Source organism: Yersinia sp. FDAARGOS_228, assembly GCF_002073315.2.
Lineage (GTDB): Bacteria > Pseudomonadota > Gammaproteobacteria > Enterobacterales > Enterobacteriaceae > Yersinia > Yersinia intermedia.
Genome location: NZ_CP020409.2, coordinates 1,397,361 through 1,410,745 on the forward strand (window position 1 = coordinate 1,397,361; position 13,385 = coordinate 1,410,745).

The window sequence follows — 13,385 nt, forward strand, 5'->3', positions numbered from 1 at the left end:
TACAAGGGTGTACTTTATCGTGATCAAAATTGAAGATTATCCATTAAGCCGTGTACCACAGGATAAAAGGGTTTCATTTTTAAGCGTTGCCATCGTTCATATGGGTATGCTGACTGCGCTGGATCAATTTATGCTTGGCGCCGTGCTGGGTAACTCCATGACACTGACTGATGCATTCACCGCGATCCTCATCGGTAGTATTATATTCGGTGTGGTCACCTACGGTCTTGGGCTGGCAGGTATGCGTGAAGGGATCTCGGGCAGTCTGTTGGCACGCTGGTGTGGCTTTGGTCGCTTAGGTTCAGTATTGATCGGAATTGTGGTGGCCGTGAGTTTACTGGGTTGGTTTGGTATACAAAACGCTATTTTCGCCAAATCGCTTGATTTCGCTCTGGGTAATAAACTGGGATTCGGATTCGCGGCTGCTTTATCGGGTAGCCTGCTGACTATCCTGGTGGCATTTGGTTTTAAGGCATTGCGCATCGCCGCACGTATTGCGGTTCCGATGTTTATTTTGCTGGTGGCTTATATCTCTATTAGTACGTTGTCTGGGCATAATCTGCATGAAATTATGCAGTTGATACCACCGGGTGACCCTCTGTCTATCAGCGCGGGCATCACCATTGTTGTGGGGGGCGCTATCGTGGCAAGCCTGATGACCCCTGATCTAACGCGTTATTCCAAAAATGGGAAGCATGTGTTAGGGGTGACGATTTTCACCATTGTGGCCGGGGAGTTCGTGGTCAACGGTCTGGCTATCTTGATTGCTAAAACGCTCGGAACGGCTGATGTGGTGACTATTATGTCTCAGGCCGCAGGTGGTGCAGGTTTGCTGGTGGTGGTGTTCTCTACGTTGCGGGTTAATGACCTTAATCTATACTCTTCGTCCCTCGGTATTGTTAATGCGGTCGAGGGGCTGACCGGGAAAAAACTGAAATACACCTTAACCACGTTGGTTATTGGCGTTCTGGGTACCACACTTTCGGTGTTAGGCATTTTGGACCGGTTTGTGGATTTCCTTACCGTGCTAGGCGTGGTGTTCCCACCGATTATCGGCATCATGCTGGTCGACTATTTTGTGTTGCGCTCTCATCGCAACATTCTGGATAAGAGTCGGTTGGAGGGGAAACTCCCTGGCGAAACCCAAACACCGGTTATCGGTTGGGTTGCCATTATCGCCAGTATTGTCGGCAGTGTGATCGGATTGCTGACCGAGTGGGGGATTCCAACCATTAACTCGCTGGTTGCCGCCAGCTTGATATATTGGCTATTCAAAGTGGCAGTTAGTCGTAATCAAAAAAGCATTGAATCAGAAAAAGCGATTTAACGTTATTCTAAATACTCCTCGTTGTGCGGGGAGTATTTGGAAATCCATTCATTACCTGCCCGCACTCAAACTACTGATACAACCTCGGCAAACTTTTAATCTACACCTGTTATTTCATCTGATTCTTTTTGAGGATACTTTGCCGTTGCTAGCGCTGGCCCATGCTTCTTTCTACTATCGCCACAATCAACTCAAATAGCTCAGATTTTGCCTGTGAGGCGGTGATTTCGCCGCTAGCAGCAGAACACGACAACCCTTCTGCTGCACCTAGCAGTGCCCACAGGCTGGCATCTGAAATCAGATTCCCTTTAGCATAGGGCGCGAGTATATTCCGGCATTTGTGGATGTACGCCTTAGAATATTCACGTTTCATCTCATCCAGCTCAGGCGTGCCTTTTAATGCCGCAATGACCCCAGAGATTTCCTGCCCCTGAAGCAGGACACAGTCAATATATGATGAGGCGGTCACAGTGGCGATAGCAGTGAGTGTTGGCTCGCATTGCGCAATGGCCGCATCCATCAATGCGGTTTGGCGGCGATCAAACTCTTTATAAAGTTCGGCAAAAAGCCCAGCTCGGGTACCGAAATGGTCATAAACCACCGGTTTAGTGACGCCGGAGCGCTCAGCAAGGCGGCCTAGCGTCAGAGCCTCAGTGCCTTCTTCCCGCACCAGTTGCCATGCTGTATTCATTAATTGGTGGTAACGCTCTTCACGCGATAGGCGAAGCCGTGACGATACATTCTTTTTGCTAGTTGACATGCTTATATACCAAAGGTAACTTACCAACAGTAACTTACTAATGGTATATAGATTACGCCAACGGCATTTTAATGGCAATCAGGAGTCAGATTATGCATTCACTTATCGTTACCTCACACCCGCTTCATGAATCACTTACTAACAGTGTTGCACGGCAGATTGCAGCGGGGTTGGTTGCATCGGATCCTACACACACTTATGAGATTGCCGATATTGCTACCGAAGGTTTTGACCCAAGGTTTACCGCAGTGGATATTGCCGCTTTTAATCGGCAAGCTTCGCTGGCGGATGATGTGCTGGCGGAGCAACAAAGGGTTGAGCGGGCAGATGCGTTGGTATTAGTGTTCCCAATTTACTGGTGGTCGATGCCCGCATTGTTAAAAGGATGGATTGATCGCGTGTTTTCCAATGGTTGGGCCTATGATGACGCGGGAGAGCTGATCAAAAAGCTGACGCATCTGCCAGTACATATCATTGGAATCGGTGCGGCTGCGTATAAGACTTATATCAATCACGGCTTTGCCGAAGCGATGAAAATACAGATTGAGCACGGTATTTTCAATTTCTGTGGTGCGCCGGTGATGAGTTCAACGGTGTTACTGCTGCCAGACTTAGGTGGCCCTGAACAGGTACTTGAAGCCGCATATAATATGGGTACTAACATTTTTGCCTGTGAGACAGCAGCAGGATGATGGCCTGAAAGTGAGTGATTCCACTTCCGTTTATCCTCCATGTGATGTGTTTGAGTAATTATTCTATCCGCGTAAAAATATCCCAAAACAGGATATTTTGGGGTATGAATTGTTGTGGCTAATTTAGATTTTGTATGGTTATCCGAGTTGGGGCTGAAGATATATTGGGGAGGATAGGGTACCCATACCCCATAACACCTGGCATAGTTAACGCATTCAATAAAATGACTCACTAATTTTGGGTGACGATGCATGGCGGCGGTAAATCACTGGACGCGGGATCAACTGTTAGTTGCTTTTACACTGTATAGCCAAATTCCCTTTGGCAAATTGCATTCCAGAAATCCCGATATTATTCATTACGCCGCGTTAATTGGCAGAACCCCTTCGGCACTCGCGATGAAGTTGGTCAATTTAGCCAGTCTGGACCCTTTTATTACTGACTCAGGCCGCAGTGGTTTAACGAGTGTCTCTAAGGCCGACCGAGCTTTATGGTTGGAATTGAATGAGAATGCTGATGTTTTTGAGCTGCAATGCCAACAGGCGATGAGGCAGTTAGACGAGCCGGTCACCCAACTGTTTGATAGTAATGTTAAAATTGACAATGGTATTAAGGCTGATATTGGTATTAAAGACTTTAGTGGCGGCGAAAGAACCACGATTATTAAAGCGAGGGTTGGTCAGCAATTATTTCGTAAAAACGTACTGCACATCTATGACAATCGTTGCTGTATTACTGAACTAGAAGTACCTGCATTACTCGTTGCTAGCCATATTCGCCCATGGAGTCACGGCGCTGAACATCGGCTTAATCCCAGTAATGGTCTGTGCCTTTCCAGTTTGCATGATCGGGCTTTTGATCAGGGATTAATCACCTTTAATGAGCATTTGGAAATGGTGTTATCCCCTCTGATCAAAAAACTCAAAAGCAGTATCAGTGAAGATAATTTCGCTAAATATGAAGGGCGAAAGCTGCGTTTACCGGTTAAGTTTTCCCCTGATGAAGGGCAGATGGCGTATCACCGCCAGAATATTTTCATAAAATAGAACGCACTGACAAAGTGAAATGAAGGGGATACTTACTGTTGGGGCCGTAGTGGCGTAAGCCACCGTGCCCCTGAGTGCGGTAAACCCTTCACTCACTGAGCCAGAAATCGCGTTGTTATAAACTTCAGTGTGTCAGGTTTATTTCAACAAGAACGACTGACCCTGTTTCAGGACTAAATCACAGGCTTTGGTTTTGATTTTTTCAGTGATTTGTTCACTGCCCAGATCGTTCAGATTCAGACTGTTACCTTCACCGGTTTTCAGTAACCCGCCTAAACCTTCCTGATAATCCTGGCTATTGGCATTTTCGGTACTGGTGATGCCCAGTTTACTCATCAATTGGTCTTTAATCGCCGACGTGCCATTGGCCGACAGTACATTGTTTTGTACGCAATATTGCAATATACCGGCAGCATTGGTCATGGTGCTGGCACTTAGCCCTTTATCGCCGCCATTGAGTAAGCCAGTCAGTGACGACAGTGAGGATGAGCTATCGCCCGATTTACTGTATTGGTCAGCAGCACTTTTTACTGAATCCAATAGACTATTGGCGTGAACGGTACCCGTCAGCAGCGTGGTAGAAAAAGCCAAAGCCAGTGCCAGGCGATAAGTGGTGTTCATAGAAACTCCTGTTTTACGGCGGCCTCACTGCCATGAGGCCGTGATACCACCAGAAAGGCTGCTAGTTATTATGTTCGGCGCTAAGAATAACGCAAAGGACACCTTTTGCTGATAGGTGTTATCTGATAACGCGGCGATTGGCTAAATTGCCACTGGCTTCATATCGCGTTTAAATCCGCCGATTAATGCCCATACCTTAGGCGCAAAACCTCTGGGTAAGGGTCAAAATAGCGCTGCTGGGCAAGATAGCTGTCGGGGTATTCAGCTAAATAATGTTTGAGCAGGGTAATCGGGGCAAGCAGTGGCTGACTGCCTTGACGGTAACGCAAAATCAGTTGTGCCAGTTCGCTGCGTTGCCGAGAGCTGAGTTGGTTGCTGAAATAGCCTTGGACATGCTGCAAGACATTGGTGTGACCACGGCGCGAGGAGTGTTGGCTCATCAGGGCCATCAGCCGGTTACGGTATTCAAAAGCACATTCATTAATTGAAGGCCATTGGTCGATAGCCGCAACGAAACGCCCTAATTCACGGTAGGCAGGTTGCGAATGAGCCAGTAATAACAATTTATAACTGCTATGGAAAGCGATCAGTCGGGCGCGGCTCATGCCTTGCTGCCATAGCTGATTAAACTCGTGTAAGGCATAAATCCGCGCCACAAAATTCTCTTTCAGCTCAGGGTCACACAGGCGGCCATCTTCCTCAATGGGGAGCCACGGTAGTTGGCGCATTAATTCTTGAGTGAAAATGCCAGTACCACTTTTACGGTTATTTTTACCATCGGCTTCATACACCCGCACCCGCTCCATGCCACAGCTAGGGGATTTGGCGCAAACCACATAGCCGCTCAGATGCTGTAGTCCCGCAATTTTTTTCGCGGAGAAGTCCTGCATGGCGCTGGTCAGGTCGGTTTCTGGTTGGTTACTAAAGCTGAGACGAATATCATCGGAACCTGCTTTAACCAAGCGTAGCGCTGGGCGGGGCGAAGGCAGCCCGATTGCCATCTCGGGGCAGACCGGCTCAAAATGAACAAAGGGAGCCAACTCGTCCACAGCAAATGTTAGACGCTTATGCCCGCCATCGAAACGTACTTTCTCACCTAACAGGCAAGCGCTGATACCGACGGCGATTTTGTCTGACATGGTTTTGCCTCATTATTTATCGTGAATGGACTTATTTACCTTCATTATAGTTAAGGTCTGGGTATTTCCGGTATTGGTAATGATCAGTTTACTCATTAATCATTTTGCTGATAGGTATCATCTTATAACGAGGAATATTTGATTGTAACTAACCCAAGAAATCGGGGCCAATAATCCTATAATTATTAGCCCCGGAGTAATGTGAGTCAGTTTTTATCCTTCATTAACGGCTGGCTTTGATTGGCGAAGTTTACGCACCACTCGTAGGATTGGCGGCAGAACCAACACCACCACAGCCAGTATTAGCAAACTTTTTGCGATGGGGCTCGACCACAAGATAGTGTAATTGCCATTGCTAATGGACAGAGCACGGCGCAGGTTCTGCTCCAGCATTTCTCCCAAGACAAAACCTAAAATCAACGGGGACATGGGGAAATTCATTTTTCTGAGCAGATAGCCAAAGATACCCAATCCGACCATGAGCATCAGGTCGAAAGTGGTGCTGTGCACGGCATAAACCCCCACCGCAGAGACTGCTGCAATGGCGGGTACCAGGAACCATAACGGAATGGTTAACATGCGGGTGAAGAAACCAACCAACGGTAAGTTCATCAGCAGTAATATGACGTTGGCTATCAACAGAGAGGCAATTAACCCCCAGACAATATCCGGTTGCTCGGTGAACATCGCAGGCCCCGGCGTGATGTTATACAGGGTCAATGCTCCCATCATTACCGCGGTGGTACCTGAGCCTGGAACGCCCAGAGTAAGCATTGGAATAAAAGATCCACAGGCAGAAGCATTATTCGCCGCTTCAGGTGCGGCAACACCACGAATATCTCCTTTGCCAAAACTATCGCTGTTGCCACTGATACGCTTTTCGGTCATGTAGGTCAGCGCACTGGCGATGGTTGCCCCTGCACCCGGTAAAATCCCGACAAAAAAACCAATCACTGAAGAACGCAGTGTTGGCCCAACACATTCTGCCGCTTCTTTGCGGTTGAACATCAGGCGACCGGTTTTACGCACCAGTTTCTGGCCGGTGCTGGTGCTTTCCAGCATCAACAAGATTTCACTGACCGAGAACAAGCCGATCACTACCACGATAAATTGGATCCCATCAGAGAGATGGACACTATCAAATGTGAAGCGATAAACACCGGTGTTTGCATCAACGCCTACGGTTGCCAGCCCCAATCCAATTAAGGCGGCGAGCAGTGATTTTAAGGGGTTTTGGCTCATCATGCTGCCAAGGCAGGCAATGGCGAAGACCATTAACGCGAAATACTCCGAGGGTCCGAAGGCCAGTGACCACTGTGCCAGTAGCGGTGCAAACAGAATGATCCCACCAATAGCCAAGATTGAACCAACAAATGAGCTAACCGCTGAAATAGATAGCGCCACACCAGCACGGCCCTGCTGCGCCATTGGATAACCATCAAGGGCGGTCATGATGGCTGCAGCATCGCCGGGGACATTAAGTAATATGGATGAGATGCGCCCACCATATTCACAACCGATATAAACCGTGGCCAGCAAGATCAGTGCAGATTCTGCGGGCAGTTTTAGGGCAAAAGCGAGTGGCAGCAAAATGGCCACGCCGTTGATCGGCCCCAGTCCTGGGAGTAAGCCAACAATGGTACCGATAAAGCAGCCTATCAGGGCAATCATCAGGTTTTGTGGTGTTAATGCCACCTCAAATCCTTGCGATAAATACATCCAAGTTTCCATCACAGCCTCGTTAGTTCAGCCAAACGCCAAGCGGTAGGGTGACATCAAGTAAATAGTCAAAGGCATAGAATAATGACGCGCCCAGAACTACGCCGGATAGCGCAGCGACCCATACTTTTGCCTTAAATAACAATGCAATGCTAAATGTTAGTAGGGCGGTTGCCAGTGGGAATCCAAGCGACTCAAACCCCCAGGCATAGAGCACCAGCGTAATCACCATCACCAACAGGCGATGCAATACTTTGGCGTGCGGCCATGCGATAACATCAGGTTTATGCAGCAGCAATAGCACCGCGCACAATGTCATTAACGCCAGAATTGCCATGGGGAAAGGGCGCGGGCCTAGCGGCTCGTAACTGTATTCGCTTTGAATTCCCCAGCCGATAAATAAGCCACTGATGCAGAGCAGGATCCAGATACTGGCAAAAATACGATCGCTCATGATCTTTCTCCTGAATTATTTAGCCAGCCCGAACGCTTTAGCTTGTTGACGATATTGTTCGATCTGCTTTTTGACGTACACATCCAGCTCTTTGCCGGTCAGGTTAAACTCAAATAAGCCGCGTAATTCACGCTGTTTTTTGAATTCGTCAGTTTGTACCAGGGTGTTAAAGGTCTCCGTCCACCATTGATATTCGGCATCACTGACCTTCGGCCCCAGATAGAAGCCACGAATAATCGGCCACACTAAATTAAAGCCCTGTTCTTTAGCCGTAGGAATATTAGCCAGTTGACCGGGCAGGCGTTGTTCTGCATAAACGGCTAACACCCGCAGTTTGTCGCCGGCCAAATAAGGCACCATTTCACTTAAATCCCCGGACACCGCCTGAATATGGTTGCCTAACAATGCGGTAACCGGTTCGCCGCCGCCCTCAAAGGCCACATAGCGCATTTTATGAGGGTCGATGCCCACCTCACGGGCCAGTAACGCCGTTTTCATCCAGTCCTGGCTGCCAATCGAGGCACCGGCCCCGAACACCACGCTGTTAGGATCTTGTTTAAAGGCATCCATCAGATCTGTTAGCGTTTTATAGGGAGAGTCAGCCCGCACGGCGATCATGCCGTAATCAGTGCCGATGGCCGCCAGCCACTTCACATCGTCAGGGCTATAACGGCCAAATTTATTTTGTGCCAGATTAAGTAAAGAACCGCCGGAGAACGCGACCACGGTGCCGAATTCCGCCGGGCGTTGTGCCACGATGGCGTTATAGGCTACCGCTCCGACACCTCCTGGCATATAGGTGACCCGCATCGGGCGGTCAATTGCTTTAGTCTCTTGCAGGGAAACCTGAATCAATTTACAGGTAAGATCAAAGCCGCCGCCGGGTTTGGCGGGCGCAATACATTCTGTTCTGCCGGGCGCGTCGATAGCCTGTGCCATTTGTGCCGTCAGTATCAGAACCGAGGCGGCTAACGTGCGGGTAATTATTCTTTTCATATTATTCCCTCAATATTTTCGTCTAAATTGTGAGCTTTCCCGCGATTGCGAGGTTATTGAATTGTTAATAGATTAACCTTTCAGTTACCTTTCAATGGGAAGGAAAAAGTACAGGATGTGATATGCGTCTCTTGTTAGTAGAAGATCACCCCGAGTTATCTCACTGGTTACAGAAAGCATTGACTCATGCGGGCTTTGCTGTGGATGTGGCAAATGATGGTGTTGCCGCTGATCATTTGCTGCAAAACGAAAATTACACACTGGTGGTATTGGATGTAGCGTTACCACGCCTGAACGGGTTAGATCTGCTGGCACGGTTACGTAAGCGTGGGCAAACGCTGCCGGTGTTGTTGTTAACCGCCAGAACGGAAGTGGCTGACCGGGTGAAAGGGTTGAACTTGGGGGCTGATGACTATTTGACGAAACCGTTTGAAATGGATGAACTGGAGGCGCGGATACGTGCCCTATTACGGCGTAGTGTCGGTGGAACTGGGCAGGTGGTGCAGTTTGGTGATTTGACCTATCACGACGAAGGCTACTTTCTGTTAGCTGATAAGCCATTGGCGCTGACACCACGGGAATCGGCAGTATTAACGTCATTGATGCATCGCCGGGGTAGGCCGGTTGCCAAACAACAACTGTTTGAGCAGATATTTACCTTATCCGATGATGCCAATCCAGAAAGTATTGAACTGTATGTGCATCGAGTGCGTAAAAAACTACACGGCAGTAATGTGTCTATCCAGACCTTACGCGGCTTAGGTTACAGCCTGGAATGTACCGATGGCGTGCTCTAACACTATTGTGCCACGATGGTTTAAAGCCCCACGTTCGCTGTTTCATCAATTGCTGCTATTTTTTGGCGTACCGTTACTGATTTTGGGCGGGATTTCTATTTATACCCATTATATCAGTGCCATGAATGCCGCTACGCTAGCTTATGATCGCACGTTATTGGCCTCTGCCCGGACGGTGGCGGAGCGGTTGGTTGTCCGCCATGGGCAGCTAGAGGTTGATGTCCCTTATATTGTCCTCGACAGCTTTGAACGGAATATGAATGACCAGCTTTACTATCAGGTGATTACACCTGAGGGGAAAAGTATTGCTGGCTACAATGATTTACCGCCTTTCCCGCTGAATACGCCACGATCCCTTCTCTACCCTGCATTGGTGCATTTTTATGATGCCGAGTACCGAGGTAAACCAATACGTGTGGCTGCGCTTTATCAGCCGGTTAATGAGTCTGGTGTTATGGGCATGGCGATGGTGCTGGTGGCTGAAACGTTGGCTTCCCGCCATGATCTGGCACAGCAGATCATGATATCGGCAGTCTTGACCCAGGGTACTCTAGTGCTCTTGACGCTGGTAATGGCGTATATCTTACTCAAAGGTATTCTCAAGCCATTACGTAAGCTATCAGGCTTGATGCTGCGGCGTGATCCCGGTGAACTGACCCCGCTCCCCAAAGTATTGCCATGGTCAGAAATGGCACCGTTGTTATTGGCCTTTGATCGCTACATCGAGCGTTTACGGGAAATGGTGGCACGGCAGGGGCGCTTTAGTGCTGATGCCTCTCATCAATTGCGCACACCGCTGACGGTGTTGAAAACGCAGGTGGCGGTGGCTCTGGCCAGTGACTCCCCACAACAATGGCGTGAAAGCCTGGTGGCGATGCGCGGGACGCTGGATCACACCGTTTCTCTGACGGATCGGTTATTGCAGTTATCACGGATGAAAGTGCACGAACGCAGACTACAACCGGTTAATCTCGGCCCATTATTACGAGATGCGTGTTTCGCCCACCTTGCTCAAGCCCGCAGCAAGCAGATTGATCTGGGTTATGAGGGGGCGTCTGAATGTTGGATCGAGGGGGATGCTTTGTTGCTGACCGAACTGTGCGACAACTTGCTGGACAACGCGTTGAAATACACGCCAAAGCACGGTGTGGTGACGGTACGATTGGTGATAGGCAGTGAAGCAGGGCGCTGTTTGTTAGAAATAGAAGACAGTGGTCCCGGTATTGCGCAAGATGAAGCCGCGCAAGCGCTGATGCCATTTCATCGGTTGGATAATGTTGGTGAGCAGCAAGGGGCGGGGCTGGGGTTAGCTTTGGTAAAAGACATTACGACCTACCATAAAACCCGCCCAGAGTTATTGCACAGTGAGTTACTAGGCGGTTTACTGGTTCGGATCAGTTTTCGCTTGCGCAAGTGATGTGGCTCAGTCGTTAAATTTGCCTTGCGGTTCCAACATGCGGGCAGCATAGGAAATCTGCTGCCCGTATCGGTTAAGGCATCAAGCCAATAAAGACTGTTTTCTTGCGTGGGCCGGTCATCAATCCCTCCAGTTGTTCGACACACTTCAGGTAATGGGGGGTTTGCTTGTGCGCCGCCACCGCAGCTTCATCGGTATAAGCCTCATAAATATAAAAACGGGTTGGGATCGTCTCATCCCTCAGCACATCAAAACGCAAGTTCCCCGCTTCACGGATAGAACCCAGGTGATTGGCGCGAAAAACCTCAATAAACTGCGCCACTTTGTCTTCTTTCACATTAATTTCGACGAGGGTGACATGCATATCTTTCTCCTTGTCATTGTTTGCCAGCCAAGGGCTGGCCACCATATTGACTCAACCTTTTTCATCTAAGAACAGCTTATAGGCTGTTTGTGCATTTTCATTTTTATGTACCACAGCATGAACCGCTTTTAGCATGGCAATCGGCGCTTCTGACTGGAAGATATTGCGGCCCATATCTACACCTGATGCTCCCTGATCAATGGCTTGATAGCACATTTCCAGTGCATCGCGTTCTGGCAGTTTCTTACCCCCGGCAATGACGATAGGCACCGGGCAACCGGCAGCAATACGTTCAAACCCACTGTCGACATAATAGGTTTTGATTACCTGAGCGCCCATTTCAGCGGCAATTCGGGTGGCCAGAGAGAAGTAGCGCTGATCACGAGCCATGTCTTTACCGACGCCAGTCACGGCCATGGTAGGCATGCCGTAACGCATTCCCTGATCGACTAATTGAATGATGTTTTTAATCGACTGATGCTCATGTTCGGTGCCGATATAGACCTGTGCGGCCACGGCGCAGGAGTTGAGTCGCAATGCATCTTCCATTGCTACGGCCACCGCTTCGTTGGATAAATCAGTCAGAATTGAGTTGGCACCGGATGCGCGCAGTACCACCGGGCGATTGGCCGACGCGGGGACGATACTGCGTAAAATGCCACGGGTACACATTAGGACGTCGGCATATTCAAACAGCGGGGCGATATTGATATCAATCCGCTCCAGACCGGTGGTTGGCCCCTGAAAATAGCCATGGTCAAATGCCAGCATTACCGTGCGATTGGTTTTCGGATTGAAAATTCGCGCCAGGCGGGATTGCATCCCCCAATCCAGTGAACCTGAGCCTTTGAGGGTAAATGCAGGATTTTTCTGTGGCACGCCAATGCCGAAATCTTTGCCGTCTTTAATATCGTCTAAATCAGCCATCTGTTATTACTCCCTTAGTCCTGTTCCGGCCCACCGGTGGGCCGGCCGCCGAGATTAAAAATCGTATTTGTTGATGTTGTCTTTAGTAAAGATGACCCGCTGTGGCAGTAACACAATGCCGCTTCCTTTGGCCTCATGGTCATAGCCCTGAACGCTGTTCGGTGCCACTTCAACCACGCCAATGTTCGGGATATCAATTTTATCGCCGACATTCAGGTCGCCTTTTTTCAGCATTTCATTGGCGACATATACCGAGATTTTGCCTTGATTAACCACATCCCACAGACCGAACTCTTTGACCGTGCCGCGCTCAACATAAGGGCGCATCACGTTCGGGGTACTGAAGCCGACGATCGCCACATTGTCGCGTTTCAGGTTCTCTGCTGCTTGTGCGGCGGCGGGCAGTGCGTTGGCATCTGGGGCAATAATGGCATCCAGATCGCTATAAGCTTTTAAGATGCCCTCAGCGGTTTGCAGCGATTTTGTCGCATCGTTATAGCCAAACTGGGTGGTGACCACTTCCCAACCGGGGTGATCTTGTTGGATTTTTTTCTTCGCTTCATTGACCCATTGGTTTTGGTCGGTAACCGTCGGGCTGGAATAGAAGAACGCGACCTTGGCTTTATCTTTTTTCACTTGATTCGCGGCCATATCGACCAACATCGAACCCAATTGATTTGGGGTCCCTTGGTTGATATAAACCGAACGACATTCTGGTTTGGTATCAGAGTCCCAGGTCAAGATTTTGACGCCACGTTGCATCGCGCGTTTTAACGCTGGGCACAGTCCATCCGGCGAGACTGCCGAGACCACAATGGCGTTGTAACCTTGATTGACGAAGTTATTGATCAACTGAACCTGGCCGGAAACACTTGGTTCTGTCGGGCCATCGTAAGTCACATCCACACCCAGCTCTTTACCGGCATCAACGGCACCTTTACCGCCACTGGTGAAGAAGCCGACCCCGACCAGTTTCGGGATAAATGCGATGCGTTCTGCCGCTTGAGCAGTAGTGATACAGGCAAATCCGAGGGCACAAACCAGTGCCAGCTTTTTTAATCTTTGTGTTTTCATTGCTATCTCCGAAGCTAGGGGTAGAGGTGTTGGCAATTTCACTACAAAAGA

General features: G+C 49.2%; 14 protein-coding genes. 5 read left to right on the forward strand and 9 right to left on the reverse strand.

Translation table 11 applies throughout. The features are described from left to right. Positions 1-19: 19 nt before the first annotated feature. Positions 20-1,327, forward strand: a complete 1,308-nt coding sequence (locus A6J67_RS06440; RefSeq protein ID WP_050296865.1) for a cytosine permease — start codon at positions 20-22, stop codon at positions 1,325-1,327. Between the two features lie 148 nt (positions 1,328-1,475). Here the strand turns inward: A6J67_RS06440 and A6J67_RS06445 are convergent, their stop codons facing one another. Further along, positions 1,476-2,018, reverse strand: a complete 543-nt coding sequence (locus A6J67_RS06445; RefSeq protein ID WP_200889154.1) for a TetR/AcrR family transcriptional regulator — start codon at positions 2,016-2,018, stop codon at positions 1,476-1,478. A 161-nt stretch (positions 2,019-2,179) separates the two neighbouring features. On the opposite strand from A6J67_RS06445, the gene A6J67_RS06450 reads away from it, so the two are divergent. After that, entirely contained in the window at positions 2,180-2,779 is a 600-nt protein-coding gene (locus A6J67_RS06450; protein WP_080608101.1) for an NAD(P)H-dependent oxidoreductase, read from the forward strand. Positions 2,780-3,031: 252 nt separating this feature from the next. Further along, on the forward strand, positions 3,032-3,826 hold the full coding sequence (locus A6J67_RS06455; protein WP_050074826.1) for an HNH endonuclease: 795 nt from the start codon (positions 3,032-3,034) through the stop codon (positions 3,824-3,826). Between the two features lie 138 nt (positions 3,827-3,964). Here the strand turns inward: A6J67_RS06455 and A6J67_RS06460 are convergent, their stop codons facing one another. The 5 genes from A6J67_RS06460 to A6J67_RS06480 all read right to left on the reverse strand — a co-directional run bounded on the left by A6J67_RS06460 (position 3,965) and on the right by A6J67_RS06480 (position 8,755). Continuing rightward, complete coding sequence (locus tag A6J67_RS06460; protein ID WP_005189686.1) at positions 3,965-4,447, reverse strand: DUF2501 domain-containing protein; 483 nt, start codon at positions 4,445-4,447, stop codon at positions 3,965-3,967. A 182-nt stretch (positions 4,448-4,629) separates the two neighbouring features. After that, positions 4,630-5,586, reverse strand: a complete 957-nt coding sequence (locus tag A6J67_RS06465; protein WP_042568624.1) for a YbgA family protein — start codon at positions 5,584-5,586, stop codon at positions 4,630-4,632. 213 nt (positions 5,587-5,799) lie between these two features. Further along, positions 5,800-7,317 carry a tripartite tricarboxylate transporter permease gene (locus A6J67_RS06470; protein WP_032907238.1) on the reverse strand — a complete coding sequence of 506 codons (1,518 nt, stop codon included), beginning with the start codon at positions 7,315-7,317 and terminating at the stop codon, positions 5,800-5,802. A gap of 10 nt (positions 7,318-7,327) precedes the next feature. Next, positions 7,328-7,759, reverse strand: coding sequence for a tripartite tricarboxylate transporter TctB family protein (locus A6J67_RS06475; RefSeq protein WP_005189694.1), 432 nt, complete (start codon positions 7,757-7,759; stop codon positions 7,328-7,330). 15 nt (positions 7,760-7,774) lie between these two features. Then, entirely contained in the window at positions 7,775-8,755 is a 981-nt protein-coding gene (locus A6J67_RS06480; protein ID WP_005189697.1) for a Bug family tripartite tricarboxylate transporter substrate binding protein, read from the reverse strand. Between the two features lie 122 nt (positions 8,756-8,877). On the opposite strand from A6J67_RS06480, the gene tctD reads away from it, so the two are divergent. After that, on the forward strand, positions 8,878-9,552 hold the full coding sequence (gene tctD / locus A6J67_RS06485; RefSeq protein ID WP_032907239.1) for a transcriptional regulator TctD: 675 nt from the start codon (positions 8,878-8,880) through the stop codon (positions 9,550-9,552). Further along, entirely contained in the window at positions 9,539-10,969 is a 1,431-nt protein-coding gene (locus A6J67_RS06490) for a sensor histidine kinase (protein ID WP_032907241.1), read from the forward strand. Before tctD ends, A6J67_RS06490 begins: the two co-directional genes overlap by 14 nt. Positions 10,970-11,042: 73 nt before the next feature. Here the strand turns inward: A6J67_RS06490 and lsrG are convergent, their stop codons facing one another. The 3 genes from lsrG to lsrB are packed head-to-tail and all read right to left on the reverse strand — an operon-like array spanning position 11,043 to position 13,334. After that, the gene (lsrG, locus tag A6J67_RS06495; protein ID WP_032907272.1) at positions 11,043-11,333 is read right to left on the reverse strand and encodes a (4S)-4-hydroxy-5-phosphonooxypentane-2,3-dione isomerase; all 291 of its coding nucleotides are present in this window, start codon (positions 11,331-11,333) and stop codon (positions 11,043-11,045) included. Positions 11,334-11,384: 51 nt separating this feature from the next. Further along, on the reverse strand, positions 11,385-12,260 hold the full coding sequence (gene lsrF, locus A6J67_RS06500; protein WP_005189706.1) for a 3-hydroxy-5-phosphonooxypentane-2,4-dione thiolase: 876 nt from the start codon (positions 12,258-12,260) through the stop codon (positions 11,385-11,387). Between the two features lie 54 nt (positions 12,261-12,314). Then, the gene (gene lsrB / locus A6J67_RS06505; protein ID WP_005189709.1) at positions 12,315-13,334 is read right to left on the reverse strand and encodes an autoinducer 2 ABC transporter substrate-binding protein LsrB; all 1,020 of its coding nucleotides are present in this window, start codon (positions 13,332-13,334) and stop codon (positions 12,315-12,317) included. Between the last annotated feature and the right edge of the window lie 51 nt (positions 13,335-13,385).

What these genes read in the sequence shown, in the direction of transcription:
- A6J67_RS06445 (WP_200889154.1), bottom strand. Translation starts at nt 2,018, where the DNA reads ATGAATACAGCATGGCAACTGGTGCGGGAAGAAGGCACTGAGGCTCTG.
- A6J67_RS06450 (WP_080608101.1), top strand. Translation starts at nt 2,180, where the DNA reads ATGCATTCACTTATCGTTACCTCACACCCGCTTCATGAATCACTTACT.
- A6J67_RS06455 (WP_050074826.1), top strand. Translation starts at nt 3,032, where the DNA reads ATGGCGGCGGTAAATCACTGGACGCGGGATCAACTGTTAGTTGCTTTT.
- A6J67_RS06460 (WP_005189686.1), bottom strand. Translation starts at nt 4,447, where the DNA reads ATGAACACCACTTATCGCCTGGCACTGGCTTTGGCTTTTTCTACCACG.
- A6J67_RS06465 (WP_042568624.1), bottom strand. Translation starts at nt 5,586, where the DNA reads ATGTCAGACAAAATCGCCGTCGGTATCAGCGCTTGCCTGTTAGGTGAG.
- A6J67_RS06470 (WP_032907238.1), bottom strand. Translation starts at nt 7,317, where the DNA reads ATGGAAACTTGGATGTATTTATCGCAAGGATTTGAGGTGGCATTAACA.
- A6J67_RS06475 (WP_005189694.1), bottom strand. Translation starts at nt 7,759, where the DNA reads ATGAGCGATCGTATTTTTGCCAGTATCTGGATCCTGCTCTGCATCAGT.
- A6J67_RS06480 (WP_005189697.1), bottom strand. Translation starts at nt 8,755, where the DNA reads ATGAAAAGAATAATTACCCGCACGTTAGCCGCCTCGGTTCTGATACTG.
- tctD (WP_032907239.1), top strand. Translation starts at nt 8,878, where the DNA reads ATGCGTCTCTTGTTAGTAGAAGATCACCCCGAGTTATCTCACTGGTTA.
- A6J67_RS06490 (WP_032907241.1), top strand. Translation starts at nt 9,539, where the DNA reads ATGGCGTGCTCTAACACTATTGTGCCACGATGGTTTAAAGCCCCACGT.
- lsrG (WP_032907272.1), bottom strand. Translation starts at nt 11,333, where the DNA reads ATGCATGTCACCCTCGTCGAAATTAATGTGAAAGAAGACAAAGTGGCG.
- lsrF (WP_005189706.1), bottom strand. Translation starts at nt 12,260, where the DNA reads ATGGCTGATTTAGACGATATTAAAGACGGCAAAGATTTCGGCATTGGC.
- lsrB (WP_005189709.1), bottom strand. Translation starts at nt 13,334, where the DNA reads ATGAAAACACAAAGATTAAAAAAGCTGGCACTGGTTTGTGCCCTCGGA.